At 70.5% G+C, this 21,635-nt stretch carries 19 protein-coding genes; 10 read left to right on the top strand and 9 right to left on the bottom strand.

Annotation, left to right across the window (positions count from 1 at the left end):
• Positions 1-47 precede the first annotated feature (47 nt).
• The 6 genes from ACZ6S6_RS14170 (at position 48) to galK (ending at position 8,453) form a co-directional block, all read left to right on the top strand.
• Positions 48-1,934, top strand: a complete 1,887-nt coding sequence (locus tag ACZ6S6_RS14170; RefSeq protein ID WP_469705802.1) for an outer membrane protein assembly factor BamB family protein — start codon at positions 48-50, stop codon at positions 1,932-1,934.
• A 110-nt stretch (positions 1,935-2,044) separates the two neighbouring features.
• Positions 2,045-3,922 carry an outer membrane protein assembly factor BamB family protein gene (locus tag ACZ6S6_RS14165; protein ID WP_469705801.1) on the top strand — a complete coding sequence of 626 codons (1,878 nt, stop codon included), beginning with the start codon at positions 2,045-2,047 and terminating at the stop codon, positions 3,920-3,922.
• A 208-nt stretch (positions 3,923-4,130) separates the two neighbouring features.
• Complete coding sequence (locus tag ACZ6S6_RS14160; protein WP_362955104.1) at positions 4,131-4,829, top strand: response regulator transcription factor; 699 nt, start codon at positions 4,131-4,133, stop codon at positions 4,827-4,829.
• Positions 4,830-5,248: 419 nt separating this feature from the next.
• Positions 5,249-6,292: a galactose-1-phosphate uridylyltransferase gene (galT, locus tag ACZ6S6_RS14155; protein WP_362955102.1), complete on the top strand. Its 1,044-nt coding sequence runs from the start codon at positions 5,249-5,251 to the stop codon at positions 6,290-6,292.
• Complete coding sequence (galE, locus tag ACZ6S6_RS14150; protein ID WP_362955100.1) at positions 6,289-7,269, top strand: UDP-glucose 4-epimerase GalE; 981 nt, start codon at positions 6,289-6,291, stop codon at positions 7,267-7,269. Before galT ends, galE begins: the two co-directional genes overlap by 4 nt.
• Complete coding sequence (gene galK, locus ACZ6S6_RS14145; protein ID WP_469705800.1) at positions 7,266-8,453, top strand: galactokinase; 1,188 nt, start codon at positions 7,266-7,268, stop codon at positions 8,451-8,453. Before galE ends, galK begins: the two co-directional genes overlap by 4 nt.
• Before the next feature lie 13 nt (positions 8,454-8,466).
• Here the strand turns inward: galK and ACZ6S6_RS14140 are convergent, their stop codons facing one another.
• A complete protein-coding gene (locus ACZ6S6_RS14140) occupies positions 8,467-8,910 on the bottom strand; it encodes a GNAT family N-acetyltransferase (RefSeq protein ID WP_469705799.1) in 444 nt (147 codons plus the stop codon).
• Between the two features lie 271 nt (positions 8,911-9,181).
• Between ACZ6S6_RS14140 and ACZ6S6_RS14135 the strand changes: the two genes are divergently transcribed.
• Positions 9,182-10,000 (top strand): LuxR C-terminal-related transcriptional regulator, encoded by an 819-nt coding sequence (locus tag ACZ6S6_RS14135; RefSeq protein WP_469705798.1) that lies wholly within the window; start codon positions 9,182-9,184, stop codon positions 9,998-10,000.
• Here ACZ6S6_RS14135 and ACZ6S6_RS14130 read toward each other — a convergent pair.
• Positions 9,959-10,456 (bottom strand): MarR family winged helix-turn-helix transcriptional regulator, encoded by a 498-nt coding sequence (locus ACZ6S6_RS14130; RefSeq protein ID WP_362955091.1) that lies wholly within the window; start codon positions 10,454-10,456, stop codon positions 9,959-9,961. The two genes, ACZ6S6_RS14135 and ACZ6S6_RS14130, sit on opposite strands and share 42 nt — an antisense overlap.
• A gap of 89 nt (positions 10,457-10,545) precedes the next feature.
• Between ACZ6S6_RS14130 and ACZ6S6_RS14125 the strand changes: the two genes are divergently transcribed.
• Positions 10,546-11,343: a trans-aconitate 2-methyltransferase gene (locus tag ACZ6S6_RS14125; RefSeq protein ID WP_469705797.1), complete on the top strand. Its 798-nt coding sequence runs from the start codon at positions 10,546-10,548 to the stop codon at positions 11,341-11,343.
• The gene (locus ACZ6S6_RS14120) at positions 11,343-11,708 is read left to right on the top strand and encodes a VOC family protein (RefSeq protein WP_362955088.1); all 366 of its coding nucleotides are present in this window, start codon (positions 11,343-11,345) and stop codon (positions 11,706-11,708) included. The genes ACZ6S6_RS14125 and ACZ6S6_RS14120 overlap by 1 nt, the downstream gene beginning before the upstream one ends.
• An 83-nt stretch (positions 11,709-11,791) precedes the next feature.
• On the opposite strand, the gene ACZ6S6_RS14115 is transcribed toward ACZ6S6_RS14120, so the two are convergent.
• The 3 genes from ACZ6S6_RS14115 to ACZ6S6_RS14105 all read right to left on the bottom strand — a co-directional run bounded on the left by ACZ6S6_RS14115 (position 11,792) and on the right by ACZ6S6_RS14105 (position 15,426).
• Complete coding sequence (locus tag ACZ6S6_RS14115; RefSeq protein WP_469705936.1) at positions 11,792-13,549, bottom strand: FG-GAP-like repeat-containing protein; 1,758 nt, start codon at positions 13,547-13,549, stop codon at positions 11,792-11,794.
• Positions 13,550-13,771: 222 nt separating this feature from the next.
• Complete coding sequence (locus ACZ6S6_RS14110) at positions 13,772-14,455, bottom strand: TetR family transcriptional regulator (protein WP_469705796.1); 684 nt, start codon at positions 14,453-14,455, stop codon at positions 13,772-13,774.
• Positions 14,452-15,426 carry an acyl-CoA desaturase gene (locus ACZ6S6_RS14105; RefSeq protein WP_362955084.1) on the bottom strand — a complete coding sequence of 325 codons (975 nt, stop codon included), beginning with the start codon at positions 15,424-15,426 and terminating at the stop codon, positions 14,452-14,454. Before ACZ6S6_RS14105 ends, ACZ6S6_RS14110 begins: the two co-directional genes overlap by 4 nt.
• Positions 15,427-15,765: 339 nt before the next feature.
• On the opposite strand from ACZ6S6_RS14105, the gene ppc reads away from it, so the two are divergent.
• Positions 15,766-18,495 carry a phosphoenolpyruvate carboxylase gene (ppc, locus tag ACZ6S6_RS14100; RefSeq protein WP_362955082.1) on the top strand — a complete coding sequence of 910 codons (2,730 nt, stop codon included), beginning with the start codon at positions 15,766-15,768 and terminating at the stop codon, positions 18,493-18,495.
• Positions 18,496-18,521: 26 nt separating this feature from the next.
• Here the strand turns inward: ppc and ACZ6S6_RS14095 are convergent, their stop codons facing one another.
• The 4 genes from ACZ6S6_RS14095 to ACZ6S6_RS14080 all read right to left on the bottom strand — a co-directional run bounded on the left by ACZ6S6_RS14095 (position 18,522) and on the right by ACZ6S6_RS14080 (position 21,558).
• A complete protein-coding gene (locus ACZ6S6_RS14095; RefSeq protein WP_362955080.1) occupies positions 18,522-18,992 on the bottom strand; it encodes a hypothetical protein in 471 nt (156 codons plus the stop codon).
• A gap of 98 nt (positions 18,993-19,090) precedes the next feature.
• Positions 19,091-19,684 carry an aminoacyl-tRNA hydrolase gene (gene pth, locus ACZ6S6_RS14090; protein WP_362955078.1) on the bottom strand — a complete coding sequence of 198 codons (594 nt, stop codon included), beginning with the start codon at positions 19,682-19,684 and terminating at the stop codon, positions 19,091-19,093.
• Positions 19,685-19,812: 128 nt separating this feature from the next.
• Complete coding sequence (locus ACZ6S6_RS14085; protein WP_469705795.1) at positions 19,813-20,397, bottom strand: 50S ribosomal protein L25/general stress protein Ctc; 585 nt, start codon at positions 20,395-20,397, stop codon at positions 19,813-19,815.
• 186 nt (positions 20,398-20,583) lie between these two features.
• A complete protein-coding gene (locus ACZ6S6_RS14080) occupies positions 20,584-21,558 on the bottom strand; it encodes a ribose-phosphate diphosphokinase (RefSeq protein ID WP_362955075.1) in 975 nt (324 codons plus the stop codon).
• Positions 21,559-21,635: the final 77 nt, after the last annotated feature.

The following is a 21,635-nucleotide window of genomic DNA, read 5'->3' as shown; positions in this document are numbered from 1 at the left end:
GGGGGAGTCCGGAACGGGCACCGGACCGCACGAAGGGGGACGCGCTGATGACCCAGCCGCCCAGCCAGCAACCGCCGCAGGGAGGCTTCGGCGCTCCGCAGGAGCCGCCGCATGGGGTACCTCAGCCGCCCCAGGGCCCGCCGCAGTCGCCGCCGCCGCCCGCGCAGCCGCCCCAGGCACCGGCCGCCCCGCCGGGCCCGCCGTCCGCGCAGCCCGGCTACGGCTACCCGCAGCAGCCGGGCCAGCCGCAGCAGCCCCCGTACGGCCAGCCGCAGCCCGGCCCCTACGACCAGCCGCAGCAGCCGGGTCCGTACGGCCAGCCCCAGCAGCCGGGCCCCTACGCCCAGCAGCCCGGCCCGTACGGTCAGCCGCAGCAGCCGGGTCCGTACGGTCAGCCGCAGCAGCCCGGTTACGGCTATCCGCAGCAGCAGTACCCCGGCGCACCCGTCGCCGGCGGACCGGGGGGTCCCGGCGGCCGCGGGCCCTTCAAGGGGAAGCCCCTGGCGATCATCTGTGCCTCGGTCGCGGCCCTCCTGGTCGTCGGCGGCGGTGTCTACCTGGCCACGAGCGGGGGCGACGACGACAAGAAGCCCGTCGCGGAGAAGAGCGACGGCGTCCAGAAGCCGTCCTCCTCGCCGTCCGTGGACGAGGGCGACGGCAACGGCACCGGCCGCGAGGGCGACGACGACCTGAACGGCGGGCGCAAGCAGGGCGAGGCGAAGGTCCTCTGGCTCCAGAAGAACGACGTCGACCTCCCGCGCAACGGCGCCGACGTGTACGGCCCGTGGATAGTCGGCGACACCGTCGTCAAGGGCATGTACCGCACCGTCTCCGGCTTCTCGGTGGCCGACGGCAAGCAGAAGTGGACGCTGAAGCTGGGCACGGACATCTGCTCCGCGCCGGCGCAGACCACCACCGACGGCAAGATCGTCATAGCGGTGAAGAACGGCACCACCTCCAAGGCGGACTGCTCGGACCTCCAGCTGATCGACCTCAACACCGGCAAGACCGGCTGGAAGAAGTCGATCAAGAGCAGTGGCCTGTTCGACATGCTGTCGGACATCGCCCTCGCGATCAGCGGCGACACCGTGACGGTCGGCCGCACCAACGGCTCCAACGCCTTCCGGGTGAGCGACGGCAAGGAGCTGTTCGGCAAGCGGGACGGCAACTGCCAGCCGTTCTCCTTCGCGGGCGGTACCAAGCTGATCGCCGCCACCAACTGCCGCACCGGCGACGTCGAGAACCCGCAGCACGAGGTCGAGGAGGTCGACCCGGTCACCGGGAAGCCCAAGTGGACGTACAAGCCCGCGCGCGGCTGGGAGATCGACCGGTTCTACTCGGTGAGCCCGCTCGTCGTCTCGCTGACCAAGGGCAGAGGTGAAAGCAAGAAGTGGAGCATCCTCGCGCTCAAGGAGAACGGCTCGCTCCGCTCCCAGGTGGTCAGTGAGGAGGGCGACAAGTTCGCGACCGGCTGCGGCAACGCCTTCGCCATCTTCGGCAAGTCCGTGGACGGCTGCGCAGGTGTCGCGGCCGACGCCAACACGCTCTACATGGCGACGCAGGACGACACGAGCGGCTCCGCCCGGACCAACAAGGTCGTCGCGTTCAGCCTGAACACCGGCAAGACGAAGTGGAAGGCGAACGCCCCGGCCGAGCAGACGATGCGGCCGCTGCGGATGGAGGGCGGCGACCTGCTGCTCCGCGTGGACGCCGGTTACAGCAAGGGCGGCGGGATCGCCAGCCTGGCGCAGACCGGCGGCACCCCGCGGATGCTGCTCAAGCACCCGGACTCGACGTCGGCGATCGAGAGCTCCTTCTACAACGAGAAGGTCCTCTACGAGGGCGGCCGTTCGTTCATCGCGAGCGGGCGGGTCAGCGCCAGTAACGACAAGGAAGAGCTGGAGACGAAGACCATGATGGTCTTCGGCAAGTAACGGCTCCCCACGGCACCCGCAGGAACCCGGCCGGCCGCGGACGGCAGAACCGCCCGCGGCCGGCCCCGGCCCACCGACTCGACTCCCCTTCTCCAGAGGTACGCAACGCCATGACGCAGCCGCCCCAGCCGCCCCAGCCGCCGCCCAACGAGCCGCCCCAGGGCGGGTTCGGCGCACCGCAGGACCCGCCGCCCGGTGGTTTCGGCGCGCCGACGCCGCCGCCCGCCGACCCGCTCGGCAAGCCGCCGGCCACCGCGCCGACCCCGCCTCCGGGCGGATACGGCACCCCGCCGCCCGCCGGCGAGCCCGCGCAGCAGCCGGGCTACGGCTACCCGCAGGCGCCCCCGCAGGGCCAGCCGCCGCAGCCCGGCTACGGACTCCCGCAGGGCCAGCAGCCGCAGCAGGGCTACGGCTATCCACAGCAGGGCTACGGCTATCCGCAGCAGGGCCAGCCGCCGCAGCAGGGCTACGGGTACCCGACCACCCCGATGCAGCAGCCGTACCAGCCGCCGGGCGGGAACGGGCCGAAGAAGTTCTCCACCCAGGCGCAGATCATCGTGGCCGCTGCGGTCGCCGTGGTGCTGATCGTCGGCGCCGGTGTCTGGTACTCCTCCAGCGGGGACGACGGCGGCAAGAAGAAGGACGAGGCGTCCACGTCCGCCGGCACCGAGGGCGAGAGCAAGGGCGGCGACGGCAAGGGCCTCGGCGGCAGCGGCAAGGAGAAGGTCCCCTCGAACACCAAGGGCATGGTCGCCTTCCAGCTGCCGCAGCCCAAGGTCACCGAGGTCACCACGGTCGACGGCTCCTGGCTGACCGACAAGGCGTACGTGAAGACGGGCGTCAACGAGGTCATCGGCTACGACCCGGCCAAGGGCACCAAGCTCTGGTCGATCGCGCTGCCCGGCCAGCTCTGCGCCGCCTCCCGGCACATGACCAAGGACTTCAAGACGGCCGTCGCCTTCGAGGAGGGCAAGCGGACCGCGTCGAAGAAGTACCAGAGCTGCAACCAGGTGGGTGCCCTCGACCTGAACACCGGCAAGCTCATGTGGAGCAAGTCGGTGACCGCCGCCACCGGCGGCGACGCCCCCGTCCGGTTCGATGAGGTCACCCTCAGCGGCACCACGGTCGCCGCGGCCGGCAGCGACGGCGGTGCCGCCTTCGACCTGAACACCGGCGCCGAGCGCTGGAAGCCGAAGGTCAGCACCGACGGCTGCTTCGACACCGGGTACGGCGGCGGCGAGGCACTCGCCGTGGTCCGCAAGTGCGGTAAGTACGACGACCCCCAGCTCACCATCCAGGCGCTGAACCCGACCACGGGCGCCCCGCTCTCCTCGTACAAGATGCCGCCCGGTGTCGAGTACGCGAGCATCGTCTCCACCAAGCCCCTGGTCGTCGCCGCCGACGTGGGCGACACCGCGGGCGACGGCAGCGGGATCTCCGACTTCTTCTCGATCGACGCGGCCACCGGCAAGCTGCTCGTCAGGATCCCGGCCGACGCGGAGAAGTACGCGGCGAAGTGCGGGTCCACCGAGGTGGAGAGCTGCCAGCAGCTCGCGGTCGGCAACAACCGCATCTACCTGCCGACCGAGGAGCACGAGGGCGGCGGCGAGTACGGCGACACCAACGAGATCGTCTCCTTCGACCTGACCACCGGCAAGCAGACCGGTGACCGGGCCGACGCGGGCGACCGCTACACGATGTTCCCGCTCCGCATGGACGGCGGCAACATCATCGCGTACAAGGAGCCCCCGTACGACAAGGGCGGCCAGGTCGTCTCCATCGACGGCAGCACCTTCAAGGAGACCGTGCTGCTGGAGAACCCGAGCGACGAGTCGGTCCGGGACGCGGAGACCAGCTTCTCCGCGGACTACGCCGAATTCCGTTACAGCGGCGGGCGGCTGTACATCTCCGAGAAGATGATCAGCAAGCCGCGGGAGAGCTCGCTGGGCGACAAGGAGTACCTCGTCGTCGCCTTCGGCGCGAACTGACGAGTAGTCAGTACCGCAACGGGCCCTGCCGGTCGATCAGTCGACCGGCAGGGCCGGTCGTTTTCCGACCCTCAAGTGAGCCTGAATGACACCCGATGCGGCATTCCGTGGGCCTTCTGCCGGCTAAGGCGCGCGCGGCGTCGAACATGCGTGTAACTTGCCGGGTCTAGCGGGCCGGGGGGCCTGGCGTCGGTAGGGGGGTTGCTCGATGGCCGTGCGGCTGATGGTGGTCGATGACCACCGACTGCTCGCCGAGGCGCTCGCCTCGGCACTCAAGCTACGTGGTCACCGGGTCCTCGCCGCCGCCGCGCCCACCGCCGGAGCGGCCGACCTGGTGGTCAGCAGGGCCCCCGAGGTCTGCCTGTTCGGCACCGCGGCCCCCGCCGAACCGGGCACCTTCGACCCGATCGTGCGGATCAGGCGCGAGCGCCCGCAGATCGCCGTGGTGGTGCTCGGACCGGTGCCGAGTCCGCTGGGTATCGCGGCCGCCTTCGCGGCGGGCGCCGTCGGCTACGTCCGTCACGACGAACGCATCGAGGGCGTCGAGCGGGCGATCACCAAGGCGCGGGCCGGTGAGGCGGCGGTCGCGCCGCAACTGCTCCAGGCCGCCTTCGCCGAGCTGCTCGACCCGGCGGTCCAGCCGGACGACGAGGGGCAGCGGCTGCTCCAGCTGCTCACCCCGCGCGAGGTCGAGGTCCTGGTCAGGGTCGCGGAGGGGGAGGGCACCCGGCTGATCGCGGCCGGTATGCGGATCGCGCCGAGCACCGCCCGTACCCATGTGCAGCGGGTACTGATGAAGCTGGGCGTCGGCTCCCGGCTGGAGGCGGCGGCCCTCGCCGCCCGCACCGGCCTGCTGGACCGGGCGGCCGTGGGCACGCGGCAGGGGCCGGACCCCGCCGGCGGCTGACGCTGTCCGGGCCGGGGGCGCTGAGGAGCGTGACGGCGGCCCTCGCGACCGCACCGGCGACGAACCCGGCGATCGCGGAGACGGAGCAGGCGCCCCGGTCGCCGGGATGCCGATGACGCCCTGCCGCGGATGACGGCGTAGTCGGCCACCGCCGCATCAACGGCGGGATCGCGTCGTTGTACGTCGTGCCCCGGCCGGCGGCGGCGATGTTTGATCGTGATCATTTCACCCGGAAGCCCGGCCTCAATCCACGAGAGCCCACGAGAACCCACAAGAACCCCACAAGAGTCGCGCGAGGGCCGTGTCCGACGGCCGCGCGAGATCCCGCTCACATCCGGCCGCACTTGGTTGACGTCGACTCATTGACGCGCCTGTTGATTTGTGGTTCATTGTGTTCGGTTATGTTTGGGAGGAGTCTGGTGAAGAAGACGGTTACGACGCTCGCCGACGGCCGGGAGCTGCTCTACTACGACAGCCGTGACGACGTGGTCCGCGACGCCGTCGACCGGCGGCCGCTCGACGCCGTGGCGACTTCGTCCGAGATCCGCCGGGACCCCCTGCTGGGGGACAGCGTCGCCATCGCCTCGCACCGCCAGGGCCGTCCGTACCACCCGCCGGCCGACGAGTGCCCGCTCTGCCCCTCCCGGGAGGGACGGCTCAGCGAGATCCCCGACGACCACTACGACGTCGTCGTCTTCGAGAACCGCTTCCCCTCGCTCGCCGGCGACTCCGGCCGCTGCGAGGTCGTCTGCTTCACCTCCGACCACGACGCGTCGTTCGCGAGCCTCAGCGAGGAGCAGGCCGGCCTGGTGCTGGAGGCCTGGACCGACCGCACCGCCGAGTTCGCGGAACTTCCGCAGGTCAAGCAGGTGTTCTGCTTCGAGAACCGGGGCGCCGAGATCGGCGTGACGCTCGGCCACCCGCACGGGCAGATCTACGGCTACCCGTTCGTCACCCCGCGCACCGAGCTGATGCTCCGCTCGATGCGGACGCACCGCGCGGAGACCGGCGGCAACCTCTTCGACGACATCGTCGCCCGCGAGCTGTCCGACGGCGACCGGATCGTGCTCTCCGGCGAGCACTGGGTGGCGTTCGTGCCGTACGCGGCGCACTGGCCGTACGAGGTCCATCTGTACCCGCTCCGGCGCGTCCCCGACCTGCGGGACCTCGATGACGCGGCGCGCACAGAGTTCGCACAGATCTATCTGGAACTCTTGAGGCGGTTCGACCGGATATTCGGACCCGGCCACCCGCCGACGCCGTACATCTCGGCCTGGCACCAGGCACCGTTCGGGATCGCCGGGCGGGAGGAGTTCGCGCTCCACCTGGAGCTCTTCACCGTCCGGCGGACCCCCGGCAAGCTGAAGTTCCTCGCGGGTTCCGAATCCGGCATGAGTGTGTTCATCAACGACGTGCCGCCGGAGGCCGCGGCCGCGCGACTGCGAGAGGTAGCGAGCGAGTGAGCGAGTCCCCCAAGAAGTACCTGGTGACCGGCGGTGCGGGATACGTGGGCAGCGTGGTCGCCCAGCACCTGCTGGAGGCCGGTCACACCGTCACCGTCCTCGACGACCTCTCCACCGGTTTCCGCGCGGGCGTCCCGGCCGGCGCCGAGTTCATCGAGGGCCGCGTCCAGGACGCGGCGAAGTGGCTGGATCCCTCCTACGACGGGGTGCTGCACTTCGCCGCGTACTCCCAGGTCGGCGAGTCCGTCACCGACCCGGAGAAGTACTGGGTCAACAACGTCGGCGGCTCCACCGCCCTGCTCGCCGCCATGCGTGACGCCGGGGTGCGCACCCTGGTCTTCTCCTCCACCGCCGCCACCTACGGCGAGCCGGTCTCCAGCCCCATCACGGAGGCCGACCCCACCGCTCCGACCAGCCCCTACGGCGCGACCAAGCTCGCCGTCGACCACATGATCACCGGCGAGGCGGCCGCCCACGGACTGGCCGCCGTCTCGCTGCGCTACTTCAACGTGGCCGGCGCGTACGGCAGCTGCGGCGAACGGCACAGCCCCGAGTCCCATCTGATCCCGCTGGTCCTCCAGGTCGCCCTGGGGCAGCGCGAGTCGATCTCCGTCTACGGCGACGACTACCCCACCCCCGACGGCACCTGCGTCCGCGACTACATCCATGTCGCGGACCTGGCCGAGGCCCATCTCCTCGCCCTTGACGCCGCCACCGCGGGCGAGCACCTGATCTGCAACCTCGGCAACGGCAACGGCTTCTCCGTCCGCGAGGTCATCGAGACGGTCCGCGAGGTCACCGGCCACCCGGTCCCCGAGACCGCGGCCCCCCGACGCGGCGGCGACCCGGCCGTCCTCGTCGCCTCCGCCACCACCGCCAGGGAGCGCCTCGGCTGGCAGCCGTCCCGCGCGGACCTGGCCGCGATCGTCTCCGACGCCTGGACGTTCGCCCGCCGAGAGGAGCCCACCGCACCATGACCGACACCGCTGAGCCGACCGCCGCCTCCACCGAGCTCGCCGCTTCCTTCACCGAGCTGTACGGAAGCGAGCCCGAGGGAATCTGGGCCGCCCCCGGCCGGGTCAACCTGATCGGCGAGTACACCGACTTCAACGACGGCTTCGTGATGCCGCTCGCCCTGCCGCACACCGCACGGGCCGCCGTCGCCCGCCGCACCGACGGCGAACTGCGGCTGCACTCCACCGATGTGCCCGGCGGTGTCGTCCAGCTCCGCGTCGACGAGCTGGCCCCGCACTCCGGACACGGCTGGGCCGCCTACCCGGCCGGGGTCGTCTGGGCGCTGCGCGAGGCCGGCCACCCGGTCACCGGCGCCGACATCCAGCTGACCTCCACCGTCCCCACCGGCGCCGGGCTCTCCTCGTCCGCCGCCCTCGAAGTGGTCACCGGGCTGGCTCTGAACGACCTGTTCGGGCTCGGCCTCACCGCCCAGGAACTGGCGGTCCTGGCCCAGCGCGCGGAGAACGCCTTCGTCGGCGTCCCCTGCGGCGTCATGGACCAGATGGCCTCGGCCTGCTGCACCGAGGGCCACGCCCTGCACCTGGACACCCGCGACCTCACCCAGCGCCAGGTCCCCTTCGACCTGGCCGCCCACGGCCTGCGGCTCCTCGTCGTCGACACCCGCGTCAAGCACGCACTCGGCGACGGCGCGTACGCCGAGCGGCGCGCGGCCTGCGAGGAGGGCGCCCGCACCCTCGGCATCCGTACGCTGCGCGAGCTTCCGTACGAGGGCCTGGGCGCCGGGCTCGACACACTGGCCGAGGCCGGCGCGGACGAGTCCGTCGTGCGGTGCGTCCGCCATGTGGTCAGCGACAACGAGCGCGTCGAGCAGGTCATCGCGCTGCTCGACGGGGGTGACGTGCGCGCGGCCGGTCCGGTCCTCACGGCGGGCCATGTCTCGCTCCGGGACGATCTGCGGGTCTCCTGCGCGGAGTTGGACCTGGTGGTCGAGACGGCGAACGCGGCCGGGGCGCTCGGTGCGCGGATGACCGGCGGCGGCTTCGGCGGCTCGGCGATCGTGCTGGTGGAGGAGGCGCAGGCGGACCCGGTCACCAAGTCCGTGCTGGAGGCGTTCACTTCGGCGGGCTACGCGGCCCCCGGCGTCTTCCCCGCGGTTCCCTCGGCGGGCGCCCGCCGGATCGTCTGAACGGCCGGACGGCTCAGCCGAGCCGCTTGGTGAGGGTGAACTCGGTGATGCCCGGCGGGTAGTTCTCGACCCGCCCCGTCACCTCGTAGCCCCGCTTCCGGTAGAAGTCCGGGGCCTGGAAGTCCCAGGTCTCCAGCCGGGAGCGGGTGCAGGACCGGTCCCGGCGGGCCACCCGTTCCGCCTCGGCGAGCAGCCGCGAGCCGAGGCCGCAGCCGCGGTGCCGGCCGTCGACCCAGAGCATGTCCACATGGAGCCAGTGCGCCCAGGTGCGCCCGGTCAGCCCGGCGGCGACCTGCCCGTGGGCGTCCAACGCCCATACCTCCAGCGGGACTTCATGCGCGGCGGGGCCCTCGCGCAGCGCCCGGATCTCCGGCGAACCGGTGGTGTTGTCCTCGCGGAGCCGCCTGCTCAGGAGATGACGACGCTCTTTGTCCACTTCTGTCTCAAAACGGAACATGAACAACACCCTAGGTCGTGTCCGCGCCCCCAGTTCTGTGAATCGCCTCCCGCCCCGCGCGGCCGCCCGTACCCTGATGTACAGCACCGGCGGGGGCCGGTGCTGATTCAGGGGTACGAGACAGCCGGGTGCGACACCCGGGCGGGGTGGGCAGTCGGTGCACGGCGGCGGCCGGGGCACCGTGGTCCTGCTCCCCGTTCCGGGTGTCGCACCCGCGCCGGTCCGTCGCTGCCGGGGGGCGCACGCTACGGGGCGCCCCAGAACACACAGCATGGGGGTGTCTGTGGTCCGTATCCGGGTTCTCGTGGTCGACGACCACCGCATTTTCGCCGAGTCGCTCGCCGCGGCGCTCGCGGCCGAGCCTGACGTGGACGTGGCGGCGGCGGGCAGCGGCCCGGCCGCCCTGCGCTGTCTGGAGCGCGCGGCCGCCGAGGGGCGCGGTTACGACGTGATGCTGGTCGACGCCGAGCTGGGCGTCCTGGCCCCGGCGGGCGGCCGCAGGGCCGTCGGCCCGGTGCCGGTGTCCGCTCCCGGCGCCGGGAACGGGCCGGCCGACGGCATCTCGCTGGTCGCCGGGGTCCGTGCGGCCCGGCCCTCGGTGCGCACGGTGGTGCTCGCCGAGAAGGACGACCCGCGCCGGGCCGCGCTCGCGCTCCAGGCCGGGGCCTGCGGCTGGGTCGCCAAGGACTGCTCGCTCCAGCGGCTGCTGGCGGTCGTCCGGGGTGTGCTGCGCGACGAGACGCATCTGCCCGCCGCCCTGCTCACCGGGGTGCTGCGGGAGCTGCTGGCGGACCGCAAGCACCGCAGCGAGAGCGAGCGGCTCGTCGAGTCGCTGACCCCGCGCGAGCGCGAGGTGCTGCGCTGCATGGTGGCGGGGCTCGGCCGCAAGGCGGTGGCGGAGCGGCTCTTCCTCTCCCCGCACACCGTGCGTACCCATATGCAGAACGTGCTGGGCAAGCTGGGGGTGCACTCGACGCTGGCGGCGGTCGCGCTGGCCAGGCGGGCGGGCGTCGGCCCCGCCGATCCGGTGGCGCCCCGGGCGCCCGGTCTAGCCGGGGATGTTGTCGAACGGGGCAGTCAGCCGGCGTAGCAGCCCCGCCAGTTCGCCGCGCTGGTGGCGGGAGAGCTCGCCGAGGATGGCGCGCTCCTGGGCGAGCAGGCCGGCCAGTGACTGGTCGGCCTTGTCGCGGCCCTCGGCGGTGAGCCGGACCAGTACGCCGCGGCGGTCGCTGGGGTCGGGCAGCCGCTCGACGAGGTTCTTCTTCGTCAGCCGGTCGATGCGGTTGGTCATGGTGCCCGAGGTGACCAGGGTCTGGGTGAGCAGCTGGCCGGGGGAGAGCTGGTACGGATCGCCGGCGCGGCGCAGCGACGTGAGGACGTCGAACTCCCACGGCTCCAGACTGTGCTCGGAGAAGGCGATCCGGCGGGCCCGGTCGAGGTGGCGGGCCAGGCGGGAGACGCGGCTGAGGACCTCGAGTGGTTCCACGTCGAGGTCGGGGCGCTCTCGGCGCCATGCAGCGACCAGTCGGTCGACCTCGTCCTCCATATGGATCAGTGTAAAGGGTCTGTCGACATGAAGTCTCTTGAATTCGAGTGTCTTGACATCAAGATACTTTCGGGATGATCCTGGATCCCATGACCGCACCCACCTGGGACCCGCAGCAGTACCTGCGCCACGCGGACCACCGCACCCGCCCCTTCCACGATCTGCTGGCCCGCGTCCCCCCGCTCCCCGGCGCCCCCGCCCCCCGGATCGCCGACCTCGGCTGCGGAGCGGGCAACGTCACCGCCCTGCTCGCCGAACGCTGGCCCGGAGCCCGCGTCACCGGTTACGACAACTCCCCGCAGATGCTGGAGCGGGCCCGCGCCCACACCGCCGCCCTGCTGGACTTCGCCGAGGCCGACGCCGCGACCTGGACACCCGGGGAACCGTACGACCTGATCGTCTCCAACGCCCTGCTCCAGTGGGTGCCCCGGCACGCCGACCGCTTTCCCGACTGGCTCGCCGCCCTCACCCCCGGCGGCACGTTCGCCCTCCAGGTCCCCGGCAACTTCGAGCAGCCCAGCCACGCCCTGATGCGCGAACTCGCCGAGTCCCCGCGCTGGCGCTCCCGGCTGGGCGGCCTGCTGCGCCACTCGGACGCGGTACTGAGCCCCGCCGCCTACCTGGACCGGCTCACCGCCCCCGGCCGCACGGCGGACGTCTGGGAGACCACCTACCTGCACCTGCTGCCCGGCGAGGACGCCGTCCTTGACTGGGTCAAGGGCACCGGCCTGCGCCCCGTCCTCACCGCCCTCGCCGACGACACGGAGGCCCGGAGCGCCTTCCTCGCCGAGTACCGCGACCTGCTGCGCGCCGCGTACCCCGTAGGCCCGCACGGCACCGTCTTCCCGTTCCGCCGTATCTTCGCCGTCGCCCACCGGGAGAAGTGATGATCGCCGCCGTCGACCACGTCCAGCTCGCCGCCCCCGAAGGCTCCGAGGACGCGCTGCGCGACTACTACGTGCACGCCCTCGGGATGACCGAACTCCCCAAGCCCCCGGTCCTGGCCGCCCGCGGCGGCTGCTGGTTCCAGGCGGGCCCGGTCCAGCTCCACCTGGGTATCGAGGCGGACTTCCGCCCGGCCCGCAAGGCGCACCCCGGCCTGCGTGTGACGGACATCGGGGCGTACGCGGCCCGGCTGGCGGAGCACGGCGCCGAGGTGCGGTGGGACGAGGACCTGCCGGGCCACCGCCGCTTCTTCAGCCACGACCCGGTGGGCAACCGGCTGGAGTTCCTGGAGCCGGTGACCGGCTGACGGGGACGCGGAAGCGCCCCGCCCCCGCAGATCCGGGGACAGGGCGCTTCGATGCCTCTTGCGGGGCGGGCCGGGCGGGACGCTCAGTACATGTTGTTGTAGATGTCCCAGCCGTAGCCGATCTTCACGCGCTTGTCGATCTTCCCGGTGCCGGTGGACGTGTAGAGGTACACGTCGCCCTTGCCGTCGACGCCGATCAGATCGGCCTTGCCGTCACCGTTGATGTCACCCGGTGCCACGAACTTCTTGTAGATGTTGTAGCCGGTGCCGATCTTGATACGTGCCTTGAAGGGCTTGGTGGCCGATCCCGTCCCCGGGTAGAGGTACAGGGTGCCGTCCGACGCGCGGGCCACCATGTCGTTCAGACCGTCGCCGGTCAGGTCACCGGCGCCGACGATCTTGTACGACTTGTAGCCGTAGCCGACCTTGATCTTGGCGGAGAAACCGGTGCCGGAGCCGTTGCCCCGGTAGAGGTACAGGTCGCCCGAGGTGGTGCGGGCGAGCAGGTCGCCCTTGCCGTCGCCGCTCAGGTCACCGGGACCGACGAGGGAGTTGTAGGCGCCCCAGCCGCTGCTGACGGCCGAGCCCTCGTTGTAGAGCGTGCCGCTGTACTTCTCCAGCAGGTCCGCGTAGCCGTCGTTGTCGAGCGACGACGGGAAGCTGATGTCGGCGCCGGCCCAGCCGCCGCTGTCACTGGCCTGGACGCGGGCGCTGAGCTTGCCGTTGTTCTTCGCGTAGTACCAGTAGAGCGTGCCGCCCGTGGTGCGGGCCATCAGCTCGTTCTTGCCGAAGTCCGGGTTACCGCCCTGGCCCGCGAAGAGCGACGCGGCGTTCCAGCCGGTGGCGATCTCGGTCCGCTTGAGGAAGGTGCCGTACCCGGTGGACTCGTACGCGTAGAGCGTGCCGCCCGGCGTACGGCCCATCAGGTCACCGAGGCCGTCACCGGTCACGTCGTCGGTGGCGATGAGCTGGTTGTACGTGTCGTAGCCGTAGCCGACCTTGACGCGCGCCTTGTAGGGCGCCGAGGCCGATCCGGTACCCGCGTAGTAGTACAGGTCGCCGGCGGGCGTACGGGCGTAGAGGTCACCGATCCCGTCACCGTTGACGTCGTTCGCGCCGACGATCTGGTCGTACGAGCCCCAGCCGTAGCCCACCTTGACGCCGGCCTTGAAGGGGGCGCTGGTGACGTTGCCGGTGCCCGCGTACAGGAAGATGTCGCCGGACGGGGTGCGGGCGAGCAGGTCGCCCTTGCCGTCGCCGGTCAGGTCGCCCGCGGCGATGACCTTGTTGTACTTCTGCCAGCCGGTGCCGGACCAGTCGGCGTAACCGGCGCCGTCGGCGCTCCACGCCTGGTGGAGCGAGAGCTTGCCGGCCGCCGACAGGGTGAGCAGCTCGGGCCTGCCGTCGCCGTTCAGGTCGCCCGGCGTGATGACGTCCTTGAACTTCTCGTTCGGGTCATCGGGGTTCAGGGAGAACTCGTAGGAGTTCGTCCCGTTCGTCGGGATGACGTAGTAGTGCCCGTCGATCCCGCGGTACAGGGTGTCGCTGTAGCCGTCGCCGTCCACGTCGAAACGCGGCTTGGCGGGAATGACCGCGGCCTTGGCGCCAGGCGCGGCAGCGGCCGGCGACTTCTTCTTCGCGGTGTGCTTCGGCAGCGTCAGCGAGGGCTGCGCCTCGGCGGCGGGCACGCGGGGCTGGGTGGCGCGGTGCGGCGCGGGCGACGAGTCATCGGCCGAGGCCGGGGCCGCCAGCAGCATGCCGGCGGAGAGAACGAGCGCGGTGCAGGCCGCGATCCGCCGCGCGCGCTTCGAGCGCGCGGGAACGGAACGGCCGGGTTCCACAGAAGACAAAGCCCCCCCAGGGGTACGTGGTGGAACCGGGAGAAACGTCTTCACAGGTGCGTCACACGCAGGGTGAAGAGTTCCCGGGATGTTCACAGACTCTACAACTGTGACCCCCGCGACTGAAGTGGTTTAGCAATGGAGCAATGTCTCGGCTTGGACACACCAACGCCCAACCCCCGTGCGCCATCCGGCCCGTGCCGCCCGCCCCATGTCGCCCCCTCAGTTCTTGCGGTGGCCGATCAGCCGAGGCTTCGACTCCAGGTTCTCCAGCCCGTGCCACGCCAGATTCACCAGATGCGCCGCCACCTCGGCCTTCTTCGGCTTGCGGGCGTTCACCCACCACTGACCCGTCAGCGCCACCATGCCGACCAGCGCCTGCGCGTACAGCGGAGCCAGCTTCGGATCGAAACCCCTGGCCTTGAACTCCAGCCCCAGAATGTCCTCCACCTGAGTGGCGATATCGCTGATGAGCGAGGCGAACGTGCCGGTCGACTGAGCGACCGGCGAATCACGCACCAGAATCCGGAACCCGTCCGTGTACGTCTCGATGTAGTCCAGCAGCGCGAACGCCGCCTGCTCCAGCAGCTCACGCGGATGCCCGGCGGTCAGCGCACTGGTCACCATGTCCAGGAGCTGACGCATCTCCCGGTCCACCACCACCGCGTACAGCCCCTCCTTGCCGCCGAAGTGCTCGTAGACCACCGGCTTGGAGACCCCGGCACGCGCCGCGATCTCCTCCACCGAAGTGCCCTCGAAACCCTTGTCGGCGAAGAGGGTGCGACCGATGTCCAGCAGTTGCTCGCGGCGTTCCTTGCCCGTCATCCGCACCCGCCGGGCCCGCCGGGCGGGTGCGCGGGATTTCTCGCTGCTCGTGCTGCCGTCGGTCGCCACATCGTCAATCATGCCGCGTCGGCCTCCGCCGGGTGGCGCCGGGACTCGATACGGGCGGCATCGGGCCAGCGCACATCGCTCGCCCAGCCCAGCTTCTCGAACCAGCGGATCAACCGGGCACTCGAATCGATCTGACCCCGCATCACGCCGTGCCGCGCACTCGTCGGGTCCGCGTGGTGCAGGTTGTGCCAGGACTCACCGCACGAGAGAACCGCGAGCCACCACACGTTCCCGGACTTGTCGCGGGACTTGAACGGACGCTTGCCGACCGCGTGACAGATCGAGTTGATCGACCACGTCACATGGTGCAACAGCGCCACCCGGACCAGAGAGCCCCAGAAGAACGCCGTCGCCGCACCCCACCACGACATCGTGACCAGACCGCCGACCAGCGGCGGGATCGACAACGACACAATCGTGAAGGACAGGAAGTGACGGGAGATCCCGCGGATCGCCGGATCCCTGATCAGGTCAGGCGCGTACTTCTGCTGAGGTGTCTGCTCCTCGTCGAACATCCAGGCGATGTGCGCCCACCACAGACCCTTCATCAGAGCCGGCAGCGTCTCACCGAAACGCCACGGGGAGTGCGGATCGCCCTCGGCGTCCGAGAAGCGGTGATGCTTGCGGTGATCGGCTACCCAGCGCACCAGGGGACCCTCCACAGCGAGCGAACCGGCCACGGCCAGGGCGATACGGAGCGGACGCTTCGCCTTGAACGAACCATGGGTGAAATAGCGGTGGAAGCCGATCGTGATGCCGTGGCAACCGATGAAGTACATCGCCACCAGCAGACCCAGATCGAGCCAGCTGACACCCCGGCCCCAGGCCAGCGGCACAGCCGCGACCAGGGCCAGGAAAGGCACGACGATGAACAGCAGGAGCGCGAACTGCTCGATCGACCGTTTGTTGTCCCCGCCGAGCGTGGCGGAGGGAGGACCGTCGGCCGCCGGAGCGGCCTCGATCACATCGGGGCTGGTCTTCATGGGGAGTCCCCTGTGGGGTGAGACGCGACGGATTTCCTGGCTACGCATCCGTAACCTACGGCGTCGTAAGTATGGCAGCGCGGAGCCCCGCCACAAGAGGGAGCGGCCGACCGGGCACAGAGTGACGTCATACGGGGTAGGGGACACAGCGCGTACCCCGCGGGGACCCGTCTTGAAGTGCGGACACCTTTCGGGGCGCGAACAGCACCCAAAGCACGGACACCTATCCTGAAGAGGTCGGACAGCGCGGTCCGCACTCTGCCCGGGGGTGGCGTGGCACCCGCTGCCAGCCGCAGGGCCCCGGAACCCGTGCTCAACCACTGCAAGGAGCCGCACACTGTGAGCAGTGCCGACCAGACCCCTGCCGCCAGCCCCGAGCTGCGCGCCGACATCCGCCGCCTCGGCGACCTGCTGGGCGAGACCCTCGTACGCCAGGAGGGCCCCGAACTCCTCGACCTCGTCGAACGGGTCCGCGCCCTGACCCGCACCGACGGCGAAGCGGCGGCCCAGCTGCTCGGCGACACGGACCTGGAGACCGCCGCACAGCTCGTGCGCGCCTTCTCCACCTACTTCCACCTCGCCAACGTCACCGAGCAGGTCCACCGCGCCCACGAGATGCGCGACCGGCGCGCCGCCGAGGGCGGGCTCCTCGCCCGCACCGCCGACCGCCTCAAGGACGCCGACCCCGAGCACCTGCGCGCCACCGTCAAGAACCTGAACGTACGGCCCGTCTTCACCGCGCACCCCACCGAGGCCGCGCGGCGCTCCGTACTCAACAAGCTCCGCCGCATCGCCGCACTCCTGGAAACCCCCGTCATCGAGGCCGACCGGCGCCGCCAGGACATCCGGCTCGCCGAGAACATCGACCTCATCTGGCAGACCGACGAACTCCGCGTCGTCCGCCCGGAACCCGCCGACGAGGCCCGCAACGCCATCTACTACCTCGACGAACTCCACGCCAACGCCGTGGGCGACGTCCTGGAGGACCTGGCCGCCGAACTGGAGCGCGTCGGCGTCGAACTGCCCGCCGGCACCCGCCCCCTCACCTTCGGCACCTGGATCGGCGGCGACCGCGACGGCAACCCCAACGTGACGCCCGCCGTCACCTGGGAAGTACTGATCCTCCAGCACGAGCACGGCATCACCGACGCCCTCGAACTCGTCGACCAGCTGCGCGGACTGCTCTCCAACTCCATCCGCTACACCGGAGCCACCGACGAGCTCCTCACCTCACTCCAGACCGACCTGGAACTGCTCCCCGAGATCAGCCCCCGCTACAAGCGGCTGAACGCCGAGGAGCCCTACCGCCTCAAGGCCACCTGCATCCGGCAGAAGCTCGTCAACACCCGAGAGCGCCTCGCCTCCGGCACCCCGCACCGCCCCGGCTGCGACTACCTCGGCACCGCCGAACTCATCGCCGACCTGGTCCTCATCCAGACCTCACTGCGCGAGCACAGGGGCGGCATCGTCGCCGACGGCCGGATGGACCGCACCATCCGCACCCTCTCCGCGTTCGGCCTCCAGCTCGCCACCATGGACGTACGCGAACACGCCGACGCCCACCACCACGCCCTCGGCCAGCTCTTCGACCGCCTCGGCGAGGAATCCTGGCGCTACGCCGACATGCCCCGCGACTACCGGCAGAAGCTCCTCGCCAAGGAGCTCCGCTCCCGCCGCCCGCTCGCACCGACCCCGGCCCCCCTCGACGCCGCCGGCGAGAAGACCCTCGGCGTCTTCCACACCATCAGGGAAGCCTTCGAACGCTTCGGCCCCGAAGTCATCGAGTCCTACATCATCTCGATGTGCCAGGGCGCCGACGACGTCTTCGCCGCCGCAGTCCTCGCCCGCGAGGCAGGCCTCCTCGACCTGCACGGCGGCTGGGCCAAGATCGGCATCGTGCCGCTCCTGGAGACCACCGACGAGCTCAAGGCAGCCGACGTCATCCTCGATGAAATGCTCGCCGACCCCTCCTACCGCCGCCTCGTATCCCTCCGCGGCGACGTCCAGGAGGTCATGCTCGGATACTCCGACTCCTCCAAGTTCGGCGGCATCACCACCTCCCAGTGGGAGATCCACCGCGCCCAGCGCCGGCTGCGCGACGTCGCCCACCGCTACGGCGTCCGCCTGCGCCTCTTCCACGGCCGCGGCGGCACCGTCGGCCGCGGCGGCGGCCCCTCGCACGACGCGATCCTCGCGCAGCCCTGGGGCACGCTGGAGGGCGAGATCAAGGTGACCGAGCAGGGCGAGGTCATCTCCGACAAGTACCTCATCCCCGCACTCGCCCGCGAGAACCTGGAACTCACCGTCGCGGCCACCCTCCAGGCCTCCGCGCTGCACACCGCACCCCGCCAGTCCGACGAGGCCCTCGCCCGCTGGGACGCGGCCATGGACACCGTCTCCGACGCCGCCCACGGCGCCTACCGCAAGCTCGTCGAGGACCCCGACCTGCCGACGTACTTCCTCGCCTCCACCCCGGTGGACCAGCTCGCCGACCTGCACCTGGGATCGAGGCCCTCCCGCCGCCCCGGCTCCGGCGTCTCCCTCGACGGCCTGCGCGCCATCCCGTGGGTCTTCGGCTGGACCCAGTCACGGCAGATCGTCCCCGGCTGGTACGGCGTCGGATCCGGCCTCAAGGCCCTGCGCGAAGCCGGCCTCGACACCGTCCTCGAAGAGATGCACGAACACTGGCACTTCTTCCAGAACTTCCTCTCCAACGTCGAGATGACCCTCGCCAAGACCGACCTGCGCATCGCCCGGCACTACGTCGACACCCTCGTCCCCGACGAGCTGAAGCACGTCTTCGACGCCATCGAGGCCGAGCACGCCCTCACCGTCAGCGAAGTCCTCAAGATCACCGGCAACACCGAACTGCTCGGCACCAGCCCGGTGCTCCAGCAGACCTTCGCCATCCGTGACGCCTACCTGGACCCGATCTCCTACCTCCAGGTATCCCTGCTGGCCCGCCAGCGCCAGGCCGCCGAACGCGGCGAGGAAGCCGACCCGCTGCTCGCCCGCGCCCTGCTGCTCACCGTCAACGGAGTAGCCGCCGGACTGCGCAACACCGGCTGATCAACGCCGCCGCGGGTGCGGCCCTGTCACAGCGCGAAGAACGTCGCCACCAGCAGGACCGCACCCGCGATCCCGGCACCCCACGCGATCCGGGGCAGCCGCAGACCGCCACCGATCACCAGCGCCGCAAGAACCAGCGCGCCGCCCAACGGCACCCACGCGTGCAGGAAACCCGGCGTCCCCGTCCGCACCACCTCGAAGGTGCCCGGCTTCACGACGACGGGGAAACGGTCCCCCTTCTTCGCCGCCACGGACTTCTCGACCGACACCCGCGAACGCCCGGACCCGTCGTCGGCCGGCGTGTAAGGCCCCGTACAGACCTCACTGCCGCACCCGGTGACCGTCATCGTGCCGTGCTCACGGCCCTTGGCCAGCACGATGTGATGCGCCGTGTCCCACGAGGACAGCACACCCGCCACCAGCAGCAGCAGGACGACACCGCCGAGCGCGGCGCTGCGGCCGAAATGCAGGGCACGTTGGGAGGAGCTGCGCTTCATGGGGGCCGATCCTTGGCCAGCGCCCCGCACCCGGTCAAGCCGTGGCTGAAAACAGCACGATTACCGGTAGGTATGTCGGGATTCGCGCCCACCGGAGCTCAGGAGTTGTACGCGCTCTGCGCGCGCTCCAGACCCTCCGCCAACAGGCACTCCACCGAATCCGCCGCCCGGTCCACCAGGAAGCCGAGCTCCTTGCGCTCCGTCGACGAGAAATCCCTCAGAACGAAATCGGCGACCTGCATCCGGCCCGGCGGACGCCCGATCCCGAACCGGATCCGGTGATAATCCGGCCCCATCGACTTCGTCATCGACTTCAGCCCGTTGTGACCGTTGTCGCCACCGCCCAGCTTCAGCCGCAGCGACCCGTAGTCGATGTCCAGCTCGTCATGGACCGCCACGACATGGTCGAGCGGCACCTTGTAGAAATCGCGCAACGCCGTCACCGGGCCGCCGGACAGGTTCATGTACGACATCGGCTTCGCCACCACCACCCGGCGGCTCAGCGGACCCGGCGGACCCATCCGGCCCTCCAGCACCTGCGCCTGGGCCTTCGGCGCCCGCTTGAACTTCCCGCCGATCCGCTCCGCGAGCAGCTCGGCGACCATGAAGCCCACGTTGTGCCGGTTCGCCGCGTACTCGGGACCGGGATTGCCCAGGCCCACGATCAGCCAGGGGTCGGTGGCGTCGGACATCGCGCTGGGTCTCCTCGCGTACGGGTGGGTCGCAGACAGGGAAAACGGGGCGGCGGATCCCCCGGAGGGAGACCGCCGCCCCGTCAGTCAAGCAGGTGGGGCAAGGCTCAGAGGCCGCGGGCAGCCTCTCAGGCCTCGGAACCCTCGCCCTCGCTGTCGGACGCCTCCTCGACCTGAGCGGCGACGACCGCGAGAACGACCGCGTCCGGGTCGGCCTCGGCCAGCACCGAACCCTTGGGCATCGGGATGTCCTTGGCGAGGATCGAGGCACCGGCGTCCAGGCCCGCGATGGAGACCGTGACCGAGTTCGGGATGTGGGTGGCCTCGGCCTCGACACGCAGGGTGTTCATCACGTACTCCAGCAGGTTGCCGCCCGGGGCCAGCTCGCCCTCGACGTGCACCGCGACCTCGACGTTGACCTTCTCGCCGCGCTTCACGGTCAGCAGGTCGACGTGCTCGATGTTGCCCTTGATGGCGTTGCGCTGCACGGCCTTCGGGATGACCAGCGCGTCCTTGCCGTCGATCTCCAGACCGATCAGGACGTTGGCCGTACGCAGCGCGAGCTGAAGCTCGTGAGCCGGCAGCGTGATGTGGACCGCTTCGGCGCCGTGGCCGTAGATGACGGCGGGAACGAGGCTGGCACGACGGGTGCGGCGGGCAGCGCCCTTGCCGAACTCGGTACGGACCTCGGCGTTGAGCTTGATCTCGGCCATGACTGCACTCCTCGTAAGGTGACAAAACTCCGATTGGTCACCCGGCCCACGACAGGCCTGCTACGAAGAGCGCGTCGATAACGGACCGCCGTACCCATGAGTACGGCCTCCCTCGCCGAGCAACTCGCTGAGTCTACCCGGCGGGGAGGCCGCACCCCAAAGTGGATCTTCTGTGACGCTCTTCGCCTACTGCTCCTCGAAGAGGCTCGTGACCGAACCGTCCTCGAAGACCTCGCGCACCGCGCGGGCGATCGTCGGCGCGATCGAGAGCACCGTGATCTTGTCGATCTCCAGCTCGCCCGGGGTCGGCAGGCTGTCCGTGAAGACGAACTCGCTGACCTTCGAGTTCTTCAGCCGGTCGGCGGCCGGACCCGAGAGCACGCCGTGCGTCGCCGTCACTATGACGTCCTCGGCACCGTGCGCGAACAGGGCGTCGGCGGCGGCACAGATCGTGCCACCCGTGTCGATCATGTCGTCGACCAGGACACAGACCCGGCCCTTGACGTTGCCCACGACCTCGTGAACGCTCACCTGGTTCGGCACGTCCTTGTCGCGGCGCTTGTGCACGATCGCCAGCGGGGCGTCCAGACGGTCGCACCAGCGGTCGGCGACGCGCACCCGGCCGGCGTCCGGCGAGACGATCGTCAGCTTCGAGCGGTCGACCTTCGCACCGACGTAGTCGGCCAGGATCGGCAGCGCGAAGAGGTGGTCGACCGGACCGTCGAAGAAGCCCTGGATCTGGTCGGTGTGCAGGTCGACGGTGAGAATGCGATCAGCACCCGCCGTCTTCATCAGGTCCGCGATCAGGCGGGCCGAGATCGGCTCGCGGCCGCGGTGCTTCTTGTCCTGGCGGGCGTAGCCGTAGAACGGCACGATCACCGTGATCGAACGGGCCGACGCGCGCTTCAGCGCGTCCAGCATGATCAGCTGCTCCATGATCCACTTGTTGATCGGGGCCGTGTGGCTCTGGATCAGGAAGCAGTCGGCGCCGCGGGCGGACTCCTGGAATCGGACGTAGATCTCACCGTTGGCGAAATCGAAGGCCTTCGTCGGCACGAGGCCGACACCCAGTTGGTGTGCAACCTCCTCGGCCAGCTCGGGGTGGGCGCGGCCGGAGAAGAACATCAGTTTCTTCTCGCCGGTCGTCTTGATCCCGGTCACAGCACAGTCTCCTCAGACGTGTTCCTGGCGCTGCACGCAGATGTCCCGATGTGCAACGAGCCAGCCGAAATGGGGTG

The sequence above is a fragment of the Streptomyces sp. NPDC048671 genome (assembly GCF_055587045.1).
Note: the sequence above shows the minus strand (reverse complement) of the source record. Positions and strands in the feature narration are given on the sequence as shown.